At 63.1% G+C, this 13,956-nt stretch carries 17 protein-coding genes; 11 read left to right on the top strand and 6 right to left on the bottom strand.

Going from position 1 to position 13,956, the window contains the following annotated elements; genetic code table 11:
* Window positions 1-309: 309 nt before the first annotated feature.
* The 6 genes from cas5u6u to HY699_10290 all read right to left on the bottom strand — a co-directional run bounded on the left by cas5u6u (window position 310) and on the right by HY699_10290 (window position 7,115).
* Window positions 310-1,896 carry a type I-U CRISPR-associated protein Cas5/Cas6 gene (gene cas5u6u / locus HY699_10315; GenBank protein MBI4516193.1) on the bottom strand — a complete coding sequence of 529 codons (1,587 nt, stop codon included), beginning with the start codon at window positions 1,894-1,896 and terminating at the stop codon, window positions 310-312.
* A 13-nt stretch (window positions 1,897-1,909) separates the two neighbouring features.
* Complete coding sequence (cas7u, locus tag HY699_10310) at window positions 1,910-3,106, bottom strand: type I-U CRISPR-associated protein Cas7 (protein ID MBI4516192.1); 1,197 nt, start codon at window positions 3,104-3,106, stop codon at window positions 1,910-1,912.
* Window positions 3,103-3,990, bottom strand: a complete 888-nt coding sequence (gene cas8c / locus HY699_10305) for a type I-U CRISPR-associated protein Cas8c (protein ID MBI4516191.1) — start codon at window positions 3,988-3,990, stop codon at window positions 3,103-3,105. The genes cas7u and cas8c overlap by 4 nt, the downstream gene beginning before the upstream one ends.
* Complete coding sequence (cas3u, locus tag HY699_10300) at window positions 3,987-6,638, bottom strand: type I-U CRISPR-associated helicase/endonuclease Cas3 (GenBank protein MBI4516190.1); 2,652 nt, start codon at window positions 6,636-6,638, stop codon at window positions 3,987-3,989. The genes cas8c and cas3u overlap by 4 nt, the downstream gene beginning before the upstream one ends.
* The gene (locus HY699_10295; GenBank protein ID MBI4516189.1) at window positions 6,635-6,823 is read right to left on the bottom strand and encodes a hypothetical protein; all 189 of its coding nucleotides are present in this window, start codon (window positions 6,821-6,823) and stop codon (window positions 6,635-6,637) included. The genes cas3u and HY699_10295 overlap by 4 nt, the downstream gene beginning before the upstream one ends.
* Window positions 6,824-6,917: 94 nt before the next feature.
* The gene (locus HY699_10290) at window positions 6,918-7,115 is read right to left on the bottom strand and encodes a hypothetical protein (GenBank protein MBI4516188.1); all 198 of its coding nucleotides are present in this window, start codon (window positions 7,113-7,115) and stop codon (window positions 6,918-6,920) included.
* A gap of 577 nt (window positions 7,116-7,692) precedes the next feature.
* On the opposite strand from HY699_10290, the gene cas2 reads away from it, so the two are divergent.
* The 11 genes from cas2 (at window position 7,693) to HY699_10235 (ending at window position 13,715) form a co-directional block, all read left to right on the top strand.
* A complete protein-coding gene (cas2, locus tag HY699_10285) occupies window positions 7,693-8,004 on the top strand; it encodes a CRISPR-associated endonuclease Cas2 (protein MBI4516187.1) in 312 nt (103 codons plus the stop codon).
* 72 nt (window positions 8,005-8,076) lie between these two features.
* On the top strand, window positions 8,077-8,388 hold the full coding sequence (locus tag HY699_10280) for a hypothetical protein (GenBank protein MBI4516186.1): 312 nt from the start codon (window positions 8,077-8,079) through the stop codon (window positions 8,386-8,388).
* Between the two features lie 462 nt (window positions 8,389-8,850).
* Window positions 8,851-9,048 carry a type II toxin-antitoxin system HicB family antitoxin gene (locus HY699_10275; GenBank protein ID MBI4516185.1) on the top strand — a complete coding sequence of 66 codons (198 nt, stop codon included), beginning with the start codon at window positions 8,851-8,853 and terminating at the stop codon, window positions 9,046-9,048.
* A gap of 6 nt (window positions 9,049-9,054) precedes the next feature.
* Entirely contained in the window at window positions 9,055-9,270 is a 216-nt protein-coding gene (locus tag HY699_10270; protein MBI4516184.1) for a type II toxin-antitoxin system HicA family toxin, read from the top strand.
* A gap of 18 nt (window positions 9,271-9,288) precedes the next feature.
* A complete protein-coding gene (locus tag HY699_10265; protein ID MBI4516183.1) occupies window positions 9,289-9,507 on the top strand; it encodes a DUF2283 domain-containing protein in 219 nt (72 codons plus the stop codon).
* Window positions 9,508-9,628: 121 nt separating this feature from the next.
* On the top strand, window positions 9,629-9,856 hold the full coding sequence (locus tag HY699_10260; GenBank protein ID MBI4516182.1) for a DUF433 domain-containing protein: 228 nt from the start codon (window positions 9,629-9,631) through the stop codon (window positions 9,854-9,856).
* Window positions 9,840-10,163 carry a DUF5615 family PIN-like protein gene (locus tag HY699_10255; protein MBI4516181.1) on the top strand — a complete coding sequence of 108 codons (324 nt, stop codon included), beginning with the start codon at window positions 9,840-9,842 and terminating at the stop codon, window positions 10,161-10,163. The genes HY699_10260 and HY699_10255 overlap by 17 nt, the downstream gene beginning before the upstream one ends.
* Window positions 10,164-10,286: 123 nt before the next feature.
* Entirely contained in the window at window positions 10,287-10,505 is a 219-nt protein-coding gene (locus tag HY699_10250) for an addiction module protein (protein MBI4516180.1), read from the top strand.
* Entirely contained in the window at window positions 10,505-10,801 is a 297-nt protein-coding gene (locus HY699_10245) for a hypothetical protein (protein MBI4516179.1), read from the top strand. Before HY699_10250 ends, HY699_10245 begins: the two co-directional genes overlap by 1 nt.
* Before the next feature lie 260 nt (window positions 10,802-11,061).
* On the top strand, window positions 11,062-12,711 hold the full coding sequence (locus HY699_10240; protein MBI4516178.1) for an AAA family ATPase: 1,650 nt from the start codon (window positions 11,062-11,064) through the stop codon (window positions 12,709-12,711).
* Window positions 12,712-12,863: 152 nt separating this feature from the next.
* Window positions 12,864-13,715 carry a calcium-binding protein gene (locus HY699_10235; protein MBI4516177.1) on the top strand — a complete coding sequence of 284 codons (852 nt, stop codon included), beginning with the start codon at window positions 12,864-12,866 and terminating at the stop codon, window positions 13,713-13,715.
* Window positions 13,716-13,956 lie beyond the last annotated feature (241 nt).

Genomic DNA, 13,956 nt, shown 5'->3' with positions numbered 1-13,956 from the left:
GAGTCCAAGCGGCTGGTGAGGACCCTGTGTGGCTCTCGCAACGTCTGCCGCAGCTTCTGCTCCTGTCCCAGCATCTCTGAATGCTCAATGACGTGCTGCCAGCGCTCGGCGGTCAGCCGGACCGTTCGGCCTGAGTAGTCTCGGAATCTCTTCATGACCGGCGTCACGGCTATTCCTGCCTGATCCCGGTAATGGCTAAATGCCCCGATGCCTCAATCGGCAATTCCGCGAAACTGCCCCTGCCTGCGCCGGCGCTCCGGTAGGCAGGCGAGGCCGAAGTGGGCGGAGTGGCCCAGCGACGGAAAGGCCTCAGTCGGCCAAGGCCGCGAAGAGCCCGAGCCCGCAGAAGCGGCCCCCGCCAATGCATACGGGTCCATGAATCTGAATTGGTCGATTGTTCGCATCCCGCCAATTGATCCTCACGTGGAACCGGGGGAAGCGTCTGAGGTGATCGGGCACGCCGTAGCGGTCGGCTAGATCAGCGCCGGGCCAGAAGCCGACCTTGCGCCAATCCAGGTCCGCGTGGTCCGCTAAGACTTGGGAGAAGCCAGCCTGAATGATCGCCTTGCGAAGGAGGCCGTCGATGCGGTCGTTCAGGCGAGTCAACAGTTGCTTCTGCTCCTCCGCCTCAATCCCCTGTTTCAATCGCCGCCGATAGTGAGCTGGGTCATCGTAGCCGGGGAGAACCACAGGCGTAACGGTAGCCCAGGACGCAGCGGGTTGTGTGTAGCGCCGAACGATCTTGTCAGTTGTGGGCAGTAACGAGAGCAGCGCAACCGGTGGCTGGTTCTTGTCCTCGTCGGTCAGTTCCAACCCTGACAGGGCACGCCGTGCCCAGGCGATCTCTTCATCGCAGTCGTCAGCGAATGCCGTGAGCATCGTGCGTCGGACGCTGCCGACCACGAGAGCCTTGCCTTCACCTCTTCCCTCAATGCTAGGCAGAGGCAGATAGGCGAAGCGCTGCGGTCCGACTGCAACATGTTCGCCGGCGTCTTTCGATTCGCCATGGCCCAGGATGAAGGCGTTGATCTTCGACTCGGACCAACCAGCATGCTGGGCCGCGAGCTTGGCTGCATGGCGCATCATGCCAGCCACGGTGAGCGCGCGTCGGGTCGTGTCGAATGCGCGGAACCCACGCGCGTCGAGCTTCAGCAGCGAGAAGGCAGCCACGGGGCGTTGCGGCAGATCGGTCGCTCGACGATATTCGACGGTAGCGTAGCTAGACAGCGGCGGCGGCGCCGTGTGGGACTTCAGGCGCGTCAGGAATCGCTCGTGCCGACGTGCCAGGGCGTCCAGCGTTCCTTGCAGTGGCACGCGCAAGCCATCGCCGGTTCCTTCGGCGCCGGGCAGCCACCGCTCGCCGAGCAAGGCCTCAACTTGCTCGTCTGACACAACGGCGCCATAGCCCACTGCCATGTCTACGCCCCAGCCCAGCGCGACAATGCTGCGGGCGAGACTGGAGAGCGTCTCCACGTAGCCGCAAACCTCACCGGTCAAGGACTCGCACATGGGCCAGAGGTAATGCACGGCGTCGCCACCCAGCAGTTGCGTGGGGCGAACAGTCTTCATCGTGCGGTGTGTGGCCGGATTGGCGTCGCCCGAGTTCGAATAGTTGCCTCGGCACCATGCTCTGGCAACGATGTCCATGGCGTTGTTGGGCACCGACAGGCTGTAGCCGGACGAGGTTACACCCGCGGGAGCGACCAGCATCGGTGAGGGTTGCCTCTCCAGCCACTTCAACGCGGATTCGGCCTCCACGCGTTGGCGCGCCGCGACTGCGACCAGCGACTGAAACACCCTCAGCGGTGACGGGGGCCACTCCGGTACGCCGCCATCGCTCCGCCCGTGGAAGAGCGGGTCAAGGAAACGGATCGAAAGGCAGAAGTGCGAAGACATAGCGCCGCTCTAGCTACTTCGATTTCTTACTCCTCCGCGGCGTCTTCGTGCCGCCGCTCCGCGACCTCCGCGGCTCGGTAGCAACCTTCACCCCGGCTTTCACGCTCTTCCGCGGCGTCTGGTGCCGCCGGCCGGTGTCGTCGCCGCTCACGTCCTTCATTGCCAGGTCCTTGTCGAACACGACCTCGCGGTCTGGGCTGACTTGATGGTTGATCTTGCGATCGGGATCGATTCCAAACGCCTTGGCAGCGGCCTTGGCGTACTTGAGGGCGTCACCATGCTCCAGCGTAACCTTCTCACGGCGACCGTCGCAGTATACCTCGCGGACCTCGCGCGGTTTGTCAGGGTCGAGCACGAGGCTGCAACCTTGACGGAGATAGCCGAAAGACGAGTATGTGAATCCGGTCATCGCGAGGCCCAGAATGTAGCGACGCAGGGCGAGTGTCTTCGCCTCCACGTCGCCCGCAGTAAGGAGGCGCAGCGCGGCGAGGTGGAGCGTAGCGTCACGGCGTATGCCGCCTGTTGCGATCACACCGCCATGAGAACCGGAAGCGGGGACATGCACGAACCCCCGTTCAGCATAAGCGTCCTTCGTCTTCTTGTCGGCTGGCTCGTCGAGTAAGCCATTATCAACGTACTCTGTCGCAGGCACATACTGGGCAGATCGCGTGAGCTTGCGGACATCAAAGGCACGAATCGTCGAGGCGATCAGTCGCGGGAGCTTGGCCTGGGTATCGCGAGAATCCCACACACCGAACACGAGCGAGGTTGGCGCCACCTTCGCCAGCGGCTCGGCGTCGCCGCTCTGCACCGTCTTGAACGCGTCCTGCAGATCTTGCTGCAAGGCCGAGCAACGGATGATGGCGTCGCCAGCGCGGTGCCCTGCATCGAGAAGATTGACGGTCTTGTCGCCGGCCTTCACGACGATTTGCGGCACGAGACCCGCGTACTCCTTCTTAGCGAACAGTGGCTCTATCCGGTTTGCCTGTGAGCCAACGCTGTCGATGAGGCAGACGTTTTTCCCATCTGCGAACTCATCGATGTTGTAGCCGCCCTTGAAAGTCTTGTCTTCGCTGGCGGCGAAGGTGGCAGGAAACAGGACGCCATCTTGTCCCTCCACGGGCATCAGGTTCTCGCGAATCACCAGCGCGGCTACACCGCTGTCGTCCTTCAGCCAGTGGTCGTACTTCTTGATCAGCTCGTCGCTCATCGATTTCCTCCTATGGGGTTGGCCGGAAGAAAACTCTTCAGATACTTGGTGCGGTAGAGAAGTCGGAACTCGAACGTTCTTGAACCCGGGGATTTCAGCAGGCAACAAGCAGCAGGGGCAGCAACCTCGGGGACGAGAGGATCGGACCAGAGCGAGAATCGGTAGCGATTCTCGGTTACGACTCTGGCGGGCCGAAACCGCTGTAAGCCGATGAACGCAAGGAGTTCGACCAGAGGTCGTGTTCGAACTTGGATGCCCAATGGGTCGAAGCTGAACCCCACGTCGCGATCCGAGCCCATGCCCCCGAGGTCCGAGTCGAAGTTGAAGGGGAGGCAATCGCTGTTCGTGCTCTTCTCCAGCCAGTGCTCGGGAGCGATTGTGCTCCAATCCTCCGCCAGCAGAGGCGCTTTCATGCCACGCGCAATTTCCACGACCGATTGTTGCCCTGCCCATGTCTTGAACGCGTCGCCTCCCGCACGTTCATCGATGAACCAGTCCAAGCGGATGTGAAACGGCTCATGGAGAAGAATTGGCGCCTCTCGCCAGAGTGTATCAAGTGCCTTCTTCTCAGCTTCGAGCGCAGAATCCTTCTCTCTACTCTTCTTCGGCATCGACGCCAGCTCATCGCGGCGCTTGAGCTGCGTCTCAGTCATAGTATTGGTCAGAGAGCACCGAGCAAACTTGTTGATTAGGCCCGCTGCGCCGAAATCTGAAATCACCAGCGTAGGACGAACGAGAAAGTGAAGCCCCTGTTCCTCGAACCACCCTTCTGCTCCACTCCACAACCTGTGGGCCAGTTCGAGCAGACCACAGCAGGCGAAGAATTGTCCGGGGTTGGTTGGGTCGATGTGGACACGGATGCTGGGTTCGGCGACCTTGCTCATCGCGCACCATCCTTCGTCGGCGTCGCGACTGACTCGACCGGTCCTGAGATCGAGGCATCGCGGGCCTGCGACGCGAGAACATCCGCAGCACGCACTAGCGACTCGATGTAGGCGAGCCCCCAGCGGCCATACTGTCGCTGAAGGCGCGCGAAGCGGCGCGGCACTTTGCGCGCGACTTCTGCAGCGTCACTCTCCTCGCGCTCGGGATCAAACGCCTCGTCGAGCGGGAAGTGCGGGCGCGCCCGGCCGTGGTGGGCGGCAATCAGGTGCAGGACCAAGTCCCGCACGTCCCAGGCGAGTTGGCCAAAATCAGCGTGTTGTCTCTTCTCAAGATCGATGAGTGATCCGAACTCGTGACGATAGTCATTCAGATCAAGAAGTCGCCCGCCGCGCCCAGACTTCGCCAGCACTTGCTGGGGGTAGTCACGATTGGCGATGGACCGCTGCCAGATCGCGCGGTGTTTGCCGAGATCGTGCCACCGAGCGGCAAGCGTGATCGCCGAAGCCTCAGGCTCGCTCAACTTGAGCTTGGCGACAAGAGCGCTCGCGAAGCGCTCCGCCGATTGAAGATGCGGACTCAGCCCTTGCTTCTGTCTGGCAGTTCGTGATCCGTCATCGTCAGCCGAGCGGGGCTGGACATACCAATACCAGTAGCGTCGACCAGGCGCCTCTTCGTCCCCCTCGGGCTCATCGTCAGCAAAGGGGCGGATATCAACCGCCCGCACCAGTCGCATCCCCTCCGGTGGCTCCTCGTCGTCCCATACTCGGCAGCGGCGCGCTGTCCCAGCCTGGTCCGTCCAGGAGTCAGCCACGTCGTACGAACAGGCTTCGTCGAACTTCTCGGCGCCGTCGAGCATGCCACCTTTTAGGCCGCCTGCCTTCGGGGCCAGCAGCACGGTGCGATGATCCAGGTTCTGCCTGCCCCTCTCCACCAGCCGGCGCAACGGCAAGACCGTAACTTCGCCGTCTGGCTCAATCAGCCATGCACCCATCTCTCTGTCCGAGTGCCGGTCCACCATCCGCTCCAGTTCCTTGAATACCCGGCTACTGTTGTCCTGGAGCAATTCGTGCGGTTTCAGCGGATAGTCATCGAGAAGGTCTTCAGGCTTGCATTTGCCGAGCCGTTCGGTGCTCAGAACATCGACCTCTTCACGCCAGCCGACGTGGGTCTCGGGCGGTTCCCACTCTGCAAGGCCGTGCAGCCAGTCGGCCACCGGAGGACGGCCCGGCAACCTCTCGCGCACCGAGGTGAGCGCCCAGGCGTCGAAGAGAATGTCGCTCACGGGAAGGATGACCGGGGGTGGGGTGAATGCCGCCTGTCGATCGCTAACAGGTACGTTGCCCAATGCAGCCGGGCTCGCGTCGCGGCGTCGCGCGCGGTTTGTCGGAAGCGTTCGGAGTAATCTCAGCGTCGCCCAGCGGGCGTGCTCGTATGGATCATCCTTTTTCTTCTCGTCTGATTTGGATTCGTAAACAACGTCAATTCGCGCATCGCCAGTGCCGAAACGGTTCACCCTGCCGAACCGCTGTGCCATGCTCTCGAACGGAGTGAGATCACAGACGAGATGATCAGCCGAGATGTCGATGCCGACTTCGCCGGCTGAGGTACACACGAGATAGACGGTGCCAAGCTGTGGTGTAACTCCCGGCCCCGGCTTCGGCATGAATCGGGCAAAGATGGCATCTTCCTTCGCCAGCGCGTCGCGTTCGAGCCCACGCATGGTGCCGGTAAGCGATTGGACCTGACCGGGACATTCTGCGTCGATCTTCTTCGCCACGTTGTGCAGGTTCTTTAGCTCGCGGAGAAAGACGAGGATCGCTTGGCCGCCGCCCTTGTGTTTCAGCGCGCGCTCGGCGACCTCATCCGCGACGTGGTTCTGGTCGTCTGCGGCACAGAACGTGATGCCCTTCTTTGCTTCGATTCGCTTCCGCACCACGGCGTGCTTTCGGTCAGCGTCGGTCAGGCCAGACTGCTCACCGTCAGTGCGCGAGGTTGCGGTCAGCGCCATGACGCGAAACCGGCCGAACTCGCAACATCGCTGCTGCTCAGCTTCGATCGCGACGATCAGTTCCTGGAATGCGGGCTCAAGGTGGGCCTCGTCGTGGACCAGCAGCGTGTCTTGCCCAAGAAAGCCGGCGTGCAGCGGGCGGGATTTGAATCCGCAGCCGTAACCGGCGAACAGCAAGCGGCTGCCGATCATGTCCACTGTGCCGACGATTACAGCTGGGCGGGTCGGGTCGTTTCGCCATTCGGCGTTGTCCGCGAATTGCCCGCGGAGGGTACTGATTGCCAATGGTATATCGGAGGAAAATGCGGCGAGCGATTGCAAGGCATCGGCGACACTCCGAAGTTCTGCCTTGGCACCGAGCGCTTTTCGTATACGCACCGCTTCGTCCGTGGCCTGATCCACGACGGTCCTGCGGTTGACTACGTACACAAGCCTCCTCGGAACAACCGTTGGGCTTGCAGCGAGCGCCAACATCCAAATCGGTATGACCGACGTCTTGCCCAGTCCGGTTGGTAAGTTGCAGGACTTCGGGAACTCGCCAGCAGTGAACCGGCGATAAAGCTCTCGCTGCCAAGGGAACGGTGGATTCCCAGTAAGCGCGCGGAACAGCGCCGCAAACTCGTGCTCGTTCGTGATCACCGCTTCAACTTCTCCGCTGCTTCGCGCTGCCGCAGCTTCGCAAAAACCTTCTGTTGCTCGACGAGGCCAGCCCCGAAGTCATCGACTTCTCGTGGCCGCCAAAGCTTGAACAAGTCGAGCGTGATTCGCCGCGCCGTTTCGTCATCTAGGTCCTGCAATGCCGCGTAGCGTTCTTCTTCCAGCAATGGGCCAAGCTCGGCCCAGCGGCGGACGAACTCGCGGAGGCGCTCGCGCTCTCCGGAGAAAGCATCTGAGTCCTGGTATTTGACGCCTGTCTCCTCAATCGGCTCCTCCTACCCGCCGGTGCGGGAGTTCGAGCCATGCAGCCACCCGCACGAGTGCCTTACCAAGCCCGGTCGGAATGTCGAGCAGCTCGCGAAAGGGATCGTCCTCTGCCAGCCGCCGCTGGTAATCGCACGGCGCCTTCCTCATCGCCGTCCGGAAGAACTCGCCGAAGCAGTCTGAAATCGCCGCCATCTCCCCCTTCACCAAACGTGATGCGGCACCTTACACAATGATGCGCTCCGCAGGCAAGGACTTCCGGCAAGTACCCTCACCTCTTTCCTCTCCGCGGTGATGCGGGCGAGGAGGACTACTCCTCGTCACCGTTCACCGCCGAAGCCGATCCGCCTCCGCTTCGCCACCGGCGGCGCCATGAACAGGCGGATCGCGTCGAACACGACCCTAAACTGCGCGTCGTACTTGCGCTCCAGCGCTTCGACCCCCTATGGTCCCCCTTGGTAAGGGGGACAAGAAGAAGGCGAGGTTCCTGTGTGTGGAGAGCAGCTCCCGCAACTTCACGAACGCGCGCACGACCTGCACGCTGGCCGTGATCGCAACCGAGCTGTTCAGAACCGACGCCAACATTACCGCACCGTACTCCGTGAACGCATATGGCAGCGCGAGCTGCCCATGCGCTTGCCGGCGGAGCTTCGCTCACTTCGGTCTGGCTCGCTGTTCAAATCTGTTCTCGGCCCCGTACCCATTGAGCGGAACGGCAACGGGCCAGAGTGATGCCCACGTTGGCGGCTCTCTTGCTTCGCTCCGGAGATGGATGCCCCGCAACACATACCTCGTCTGTTACGACATCTGCGACGATAAGCGGCTGAAGACGGTCTACAAGACCATGCGCGACTTCGGCGACCACCTGCAGTACTCGATCTTCGAGTGTCAGTTCGCGCCCACCGACCTGGTGCGCTGCCGGCACGTCCTGAGCGAAATCATCGACCACCGTGAGGACCAGGTCCTGTTCGTCGACCTCGGTCCGGTCGAAGGCCGCGGCGACCGCGTCATCACCGCCCTCGGCAAGGCGTACGCACCGATCGATGCACCCTGCATCGTGGTGGACGAAGAGGGCAGAGGGTAGGAGGCTTCCGCCGCCGCGATCCGGGCTTGCAACGGCGAGCTGCTTTGCGCCCCGACCAAGAAGGAGCACCCCATGGCCACTGACGCACTGCCGAAGACAGATGCGACTCCCGAGCGTACGCGGCCGCTTGCGGCGCGCCGCCGCCGAATCGAGTTGCCGGAGTATCTCCCCGCCCGCATGCTCAACGAGTACGTCTACTGCCCGCGCCTGTTCTTCTACGAATGGGTCGAGGCCGTGTTCGCCCACAGCGCCGATACGGTGGAGGGGGCGCTACGGCATGAGAAGCTAGAAACCAAGGAGGATGCTCTGCCGCCGGCGGCGGAGGTAAGCGAGGGCGGCGCGCCCATTCGTGCGCGCTCCGTCGAGCTCGCGAGTGAGACGTAACGGGTGGCTAGGGTCAGGTCTGGATAGCGAGACAGGTTGATTCAGTGGGCTGCCGGAACGTCCGAGCCCTCGCTCGTCAGTCCAGACCTCCATCGCTATCCGCTATCAAGACCCTCCGTTGCTGCGCAGCCCGCCTGCTCGCCGTGATGGTCCACAGAGTCTGGCGACTGCACACGACACGTCATGATCACCCGCGGCTTCTCCCACCCACCGACTCCCTGCGTTTTCACGATCGCGCCGCGACCGTTGCGCCGTCGTGCGTCCGCGTGCACCCCTGCGCCGCACCGCGCCCTTCATTCCACCGCCAGCGGGTCCGCCCGCAGCGTTCGTCGCGGCGCAGGCAGGCCCTTCCGCCATCCGGCGGCAACCATCACACCATCTCGCGCACCGCCCCGTCGCGCCGGATGCCGGAAAACCCCTTTTACGTTCGACGACCGAGCCGGGAAAGGGTATCCTGAGCGCATGAAATACCGCGTCAGACTAGAAGCGACTGACGAGGGCATTGCCGTGTCGGTCCCCGGGCTACCGGGCTGTTGGTCGCAGGGAGCAACGGAGGAGGAGGCGCTGGCGAACATCTCCGACGCGATTCGCGAGTATCTCGCCGTCGTGGACGAGGAGCTTGGGAGCGGCGACATCAGAGAGATCGACGTGGCGGTTTGAGCGGCCATGCCGAGCATACCCGGCGTACCGCATCGCCGCGCCGTGCGGGCGTTCCAGAAGGCTGGCTTCCGCGTCGCTCGGGAGGGCGCGAAGCACATTGTCTTGACGGACGGCAAGCGTATCCTGACGATTCCTCGGCACGATCCGGTCAACGGGTTCACGATGGGAGGCATCGTTCACGACGCAGGCTTGACCGAGGAAGAGTTCAGGCGGCTTCTGTGAAGACCGTGTCGAACAGCTATAAGGCCTCCGTTGTCAAGAAGTACCGACACCGCCCTTCTGGAGTTTACGGACAAACCGGTCGCCGAGACCAGAGAAATCAGCGAGAACATCTACGCCGATCTCGACCAGCGAGGGAATTTGGTGAACATGACGATCGAACATGCGCGGACCAACGCCCGACTGGACGAGTTCTCGTATCAGGAAGTTCTGAGCCGGTCCGACCAGGGCCGAACATGACCACACGACCGCGGCCGCGAGCGGACTCTGCCAAGCGGGAGCCTGCCATTTTGGCCGCCGCGTGTAATGCCGTACGTTAGGCCCGGCAGGCGCATCATGCTATTGGGTACCGGGGAAGGACATGGCAATGAGCGAGCCAGTCGTGATTCATAGCGACCCAGAGATCCTCGGCGGAACACCTGTGTTCATGGGGACGCGCGTACCGGTTCAGACGCTGCTGGATTACTTGGAGGATGGTGATTCGATTGATGTTTTTCTGGACCACTTTCCCAGCGTGACGCGGGAGCAGGCGGTGGCGGTGCTTGAACTCGCGAAGGAGATGCTCGTCGCCCATGCGCGTGCTGCTTGACGAGTGCGTACCCCGCCCGCTCAAGCACCAGATCCCTGAGCATGAGGTGTCGACTGTCCAGGAACTCGGTTGGGCGGGCAAACGAAATGGTGAGTTGCTGGCATTGATTACGTCCGCAGACTTTGACGTGTTCGTGACAACCGACCAGAACATCGAGAACCAGCAGAATCTCGGCAAGGCCGGAGTGCCACTCATCGTGCTCATCGCCAAGAGCAACAAGCTGCGCGCACTCCTCCCCCTGGTTCCCAAGCTCAAAGCGGCGGTCGGAAGGGTGGCTCGCGGTGAGGTATTGCACGTCGAGGCCTAACCCGCCGCTCGATCGGACCGCGGGCGTGAAGGGACGCGCTTGGCTTGAGCCGTCGCGTTTCGCCCGCGGCCGCTCAGCGGGAGGCGTTAGCGTGGCCGACCTGACGGTGGTAGGCTTAATGCCATGCGCAATGCCGATGTTGCCGAAATCCTCAAGCTCCCGGCTGAGGAGCGGTTGCGCTTGGTGGAGTTGATCTGGGACAGCCTTGCTGCGGAGCCGTCCGACATACCGCTTGGCGACGCGCATCGCGCCGTCATCGACGAGCGCATCGCTGAACACCAAGGCAACCCGGAAGATGTCGTTTCCCGAGATGAAGTGCTCGCCCAGGCTCGGCGCGGCTGATGGGCCTGCCGCTGGCCTTCCGGCGCCGGGTCGGACACGATCTGGCCGCTGCCTACGGGTGGTATGAAGACCGGCGTGTCGGCCTCGGTGAAGAACTCATTCGGGCCCTCACGGACCCTTTGAACCCGACGAGCCTGATAAGCCAGACCGACACCCTTGTCGTCAACGGCCGCACGATCACCCGCAGCTACAATGCGGCGACGCGGACGTATACCGACACGACACCGGCTGGGCGAGTAAGCCGCACGGTGCTGGACATCGCCGGGCGGGTCACGGAATTCAACGCAAAGCGATGAAGCGCAATTTGATGTGGACAAACTCGAGCGTCTTCGTGGTTCGTTCTGCGGGCCGTTGGATCGTTGAGGTTTGTCATTGACAATGTTGGCCGCGATCGACTAGACACAGGCGCACAGTGCGGGAACCTTCTCGGCAGCCCAGTGTCGCGTGTGCTCCACTAACCGGCCCATCATCTACGCAGGCCTCGAAGTTTACCCAGGCCTCGAAATTGGCGCCAGAGGCTGCGCCCCCGCGCGTCATTGTCGGCCGGCAGCGCGAAGTGAGCGCGCTGCGCACGGCGTTGCGGGCGACAGCCGGGGGCGGCGGGCGGCTGGTGCTCCTGCTGGGCGAAGGCGGGATCGGCAAAACCTATCTCGCCGGCGCGGCCGCGGCGTGGGCGGCTGAGCAGGGATTCGCGGTCCACTGGGTCCAGTGCCGCGCCGGAGTCAGGGCGCCGCTGGGCCCGTGGCGTCAGATCGTGCGCGGGTGCTGTGGCGCAGCGAACGCGCTCGGCGACCACGCAGATGGACACATGTGTAGGAGTCCGCTGCAAGCGTGCCCGAGTCGCTGCGACGCGGTACTCGACGAGGGCGACCTAACGCGCAGCGCCGATCGCTTGCAGAATGTGCTCGCTGCTGCCGGGGTTGCACGGCCGCTGCTGATGATCCTGGAAGATTTTCATCACAGTGACGCGCCGTCGCTGGAACTGCTCGAAGCGGTGGCCGATACACTCGCGAGCCTTCCGGTCTGCCTGATCGTCACTGCGCGCGACTGCCGGCCCGCCGATCCCCTCCGCGCCGCGCGGCTGAGTCGGCTCAGTTGCCTGGTCTGGGCCGACACGCTCTGGCTGCGGGCGTTCGACACGGACGATGTCGGCGCCTATCTGAAACTGCTGCGGCGCACGCCGGCGGACACGCCGCCGGCGCGCGCCCTTCACGAGCGAACCGATGGCCTGCCGCTCTTTGTCGCGGAGTTCGCCGCCGCCGGGTGCGCCCGTGACGGGGATGGCGGGAAGAACGACGATCCGGTGCCGGAGCGTGTCGCGTACGCGGTGGAAGAGCAATTGGCGGCGCTCTCGCCCGCGACGCGCGCCGTGCTCGCCGCGGCGGCCGTGATCGGGCGAACCTTCGGGTTGCCGGCGCTGGCAGAACTGCTGGAGCGCGAGCTCCGCGACGTGGCTCCGGCCCTCGACCAGGCGGTGGCGCAGCGCATCCTGTGCGTGCTGCGCGACGACACCGAACGGTTCGATTTCCGCCACGCCGTCGTGCACGAGATCTTGAGCGCGAGCGCCGCCCCCAGCCTTCGCAGGCATTGGCAGGTATTGAGGCAGGGATCGGCGTCGCAGAGGGGCGCGCGGCCAGGGCGTGCTGCCAACGTGTTTCGACGTGACGGCGAATTCTGGACCGTTGCGTATGCGGGCGAGACGGTGCGGCTGAAGGACTGCCGCGGGTTGCGATACCTCGGGCAACTCATCCAGCATCAAGGGCGAGCGTTGCACGTGCTCGAACTGGTGGCGACGGTCAACGGACTGGATGTGACCCACCTGCCGCAGGTCGTGCGCGCGCTGGATTCGCCGCTTGCGGTTCTCGATAGCCAAGCGCGCGAAAACTACCGCCGGCGGTTGCGCGATCTGGCTTCGGACCTGGAGGAGGCCGATCGCTGCAACGATCTCGGCCGTGTCGAGCGGCTGCGGGCGGAGAGCGAAGCCTTGACCGCGCAATTGGCCGAGGCCTTCCGCCGACCGGGCCGCTCCGCGATCGGTGCGTCGGAGACCGAGCGGGCGCGTATCAACGTGCGGACGACCCTCACGAATACATTGAACCGAATACTCAAACATCAGCCAGCCCTGTGCGAACATCTCCGCAATGCGCTCAAGACAGGTACTCTCTGCCTCTACGATCCCGATCCCATGCAGATCTGGGACCTGTGATTCGATGGGTCCGTTGGACTGAGATTGACACCGTCAACCGCGTTTTGACGGTCCTTCTATAGAGGAACCGACGTGTTCCTCTCATTGCACAATGGTGTGTGATGAGTTGGGTCTCTGCATTCTTGCGGAGGAGCCAATGAGGAGGAAAGCGTATGAACCTTATCGGCGGCAAAGGAAAAGAGCGGAGAAGTCTGCTTATGGCAAGTGTTGTCCTGGCCACGCTGGCGGTAGTGGGGAGTGCGCCAGTTCGGGCAGTGACGTGTAACTGCGCTGGTGCCACCTACACATGCAGCACCGGCACATGCAACCCACACCTTATCCTGGGAACGGCGCTACAGTGCGATTGGAACTGCAACAGTGCCGGTTGTCCGGACCTGAGCGCGTGCCCCTCCGAGCCGTGTGATCGGAACGGCGATGGCAAGTGTGTCCTGTGCGGCTACGCAAGCAACGCCGAGTGGATCGTCGGAACGCCGGGAGACGATGCCATTTGTGCCAAGGGCGGTGACGATGTCATCGATGTGCATCAGGGTGGCAACGACCTGGTCGACGCTGGCCTTGGCAATGACACCGTACAGGCGGGTACTGGCGACGACTACATCTTCGGCGACGATGGCAATGACTGCATCGGCGGGGGTGGAGGCAGCGACGTCATTGATGGTGAAGTGGGTAACGACGGCATCTTCAGTACCTGCATCCCCAGTCTGCCCTTGACGTGCCCGGCTTCCTTTCCAGATCTCGTCATTGGCTCTCGGCTTTGCGGCGGCAAAGGCAACGACTTGGTCGTCGGCTACGGTCACCGTGGGCACGAGTGTATCGATGGAGGCCCGAACCAGGCTAGCATTGAACTCGGACGCTGTGGGTTCGGGTCGGGCGGTCCTGACTGTTGGTATGTTGCAAACTTCGGCGATGATCACGACGTTGCGACGTTCCGAAATTGCTCGATCCCGCTCGTCTTCGGCACCGGCACGGCGTTGTCGAACTCACCGATGTGCGGGTGCTTCTAAGAACAGGCCGCGCGCGGTGCCGGCCGGCACCGCGTCCCCCCCTTGCCGGCGTCGGGCAACGCCGCGCGGGCGCGCGGTAACGAACGTACTATTCGGACTGCTCGTGTCCTTCCGGTGAGCATGCATGCGCGCTGACGTCGCGTTCGACTAACCTCCCCGGCCATCTCGACGAGAGGAGGATGGTCGAATGGCAAGGGAGAGCAGCGGAACGCAGGGACTGGCACGACTGAGTGAGCTGCGG

This window comes from Deltaproteobacteria bacterium (genome assembly GCA_016210005.1).
Lineage (GTDB): Bacteria > Desulfobacterota > Binatia > HRBIN30 > JACQVA1 > JACQVA1.
The sequence above is the reverse complement of the archived record's forward strand: the minus strand, read 5'-3'. Positions and strand labels throughout refer to the sequence as shown.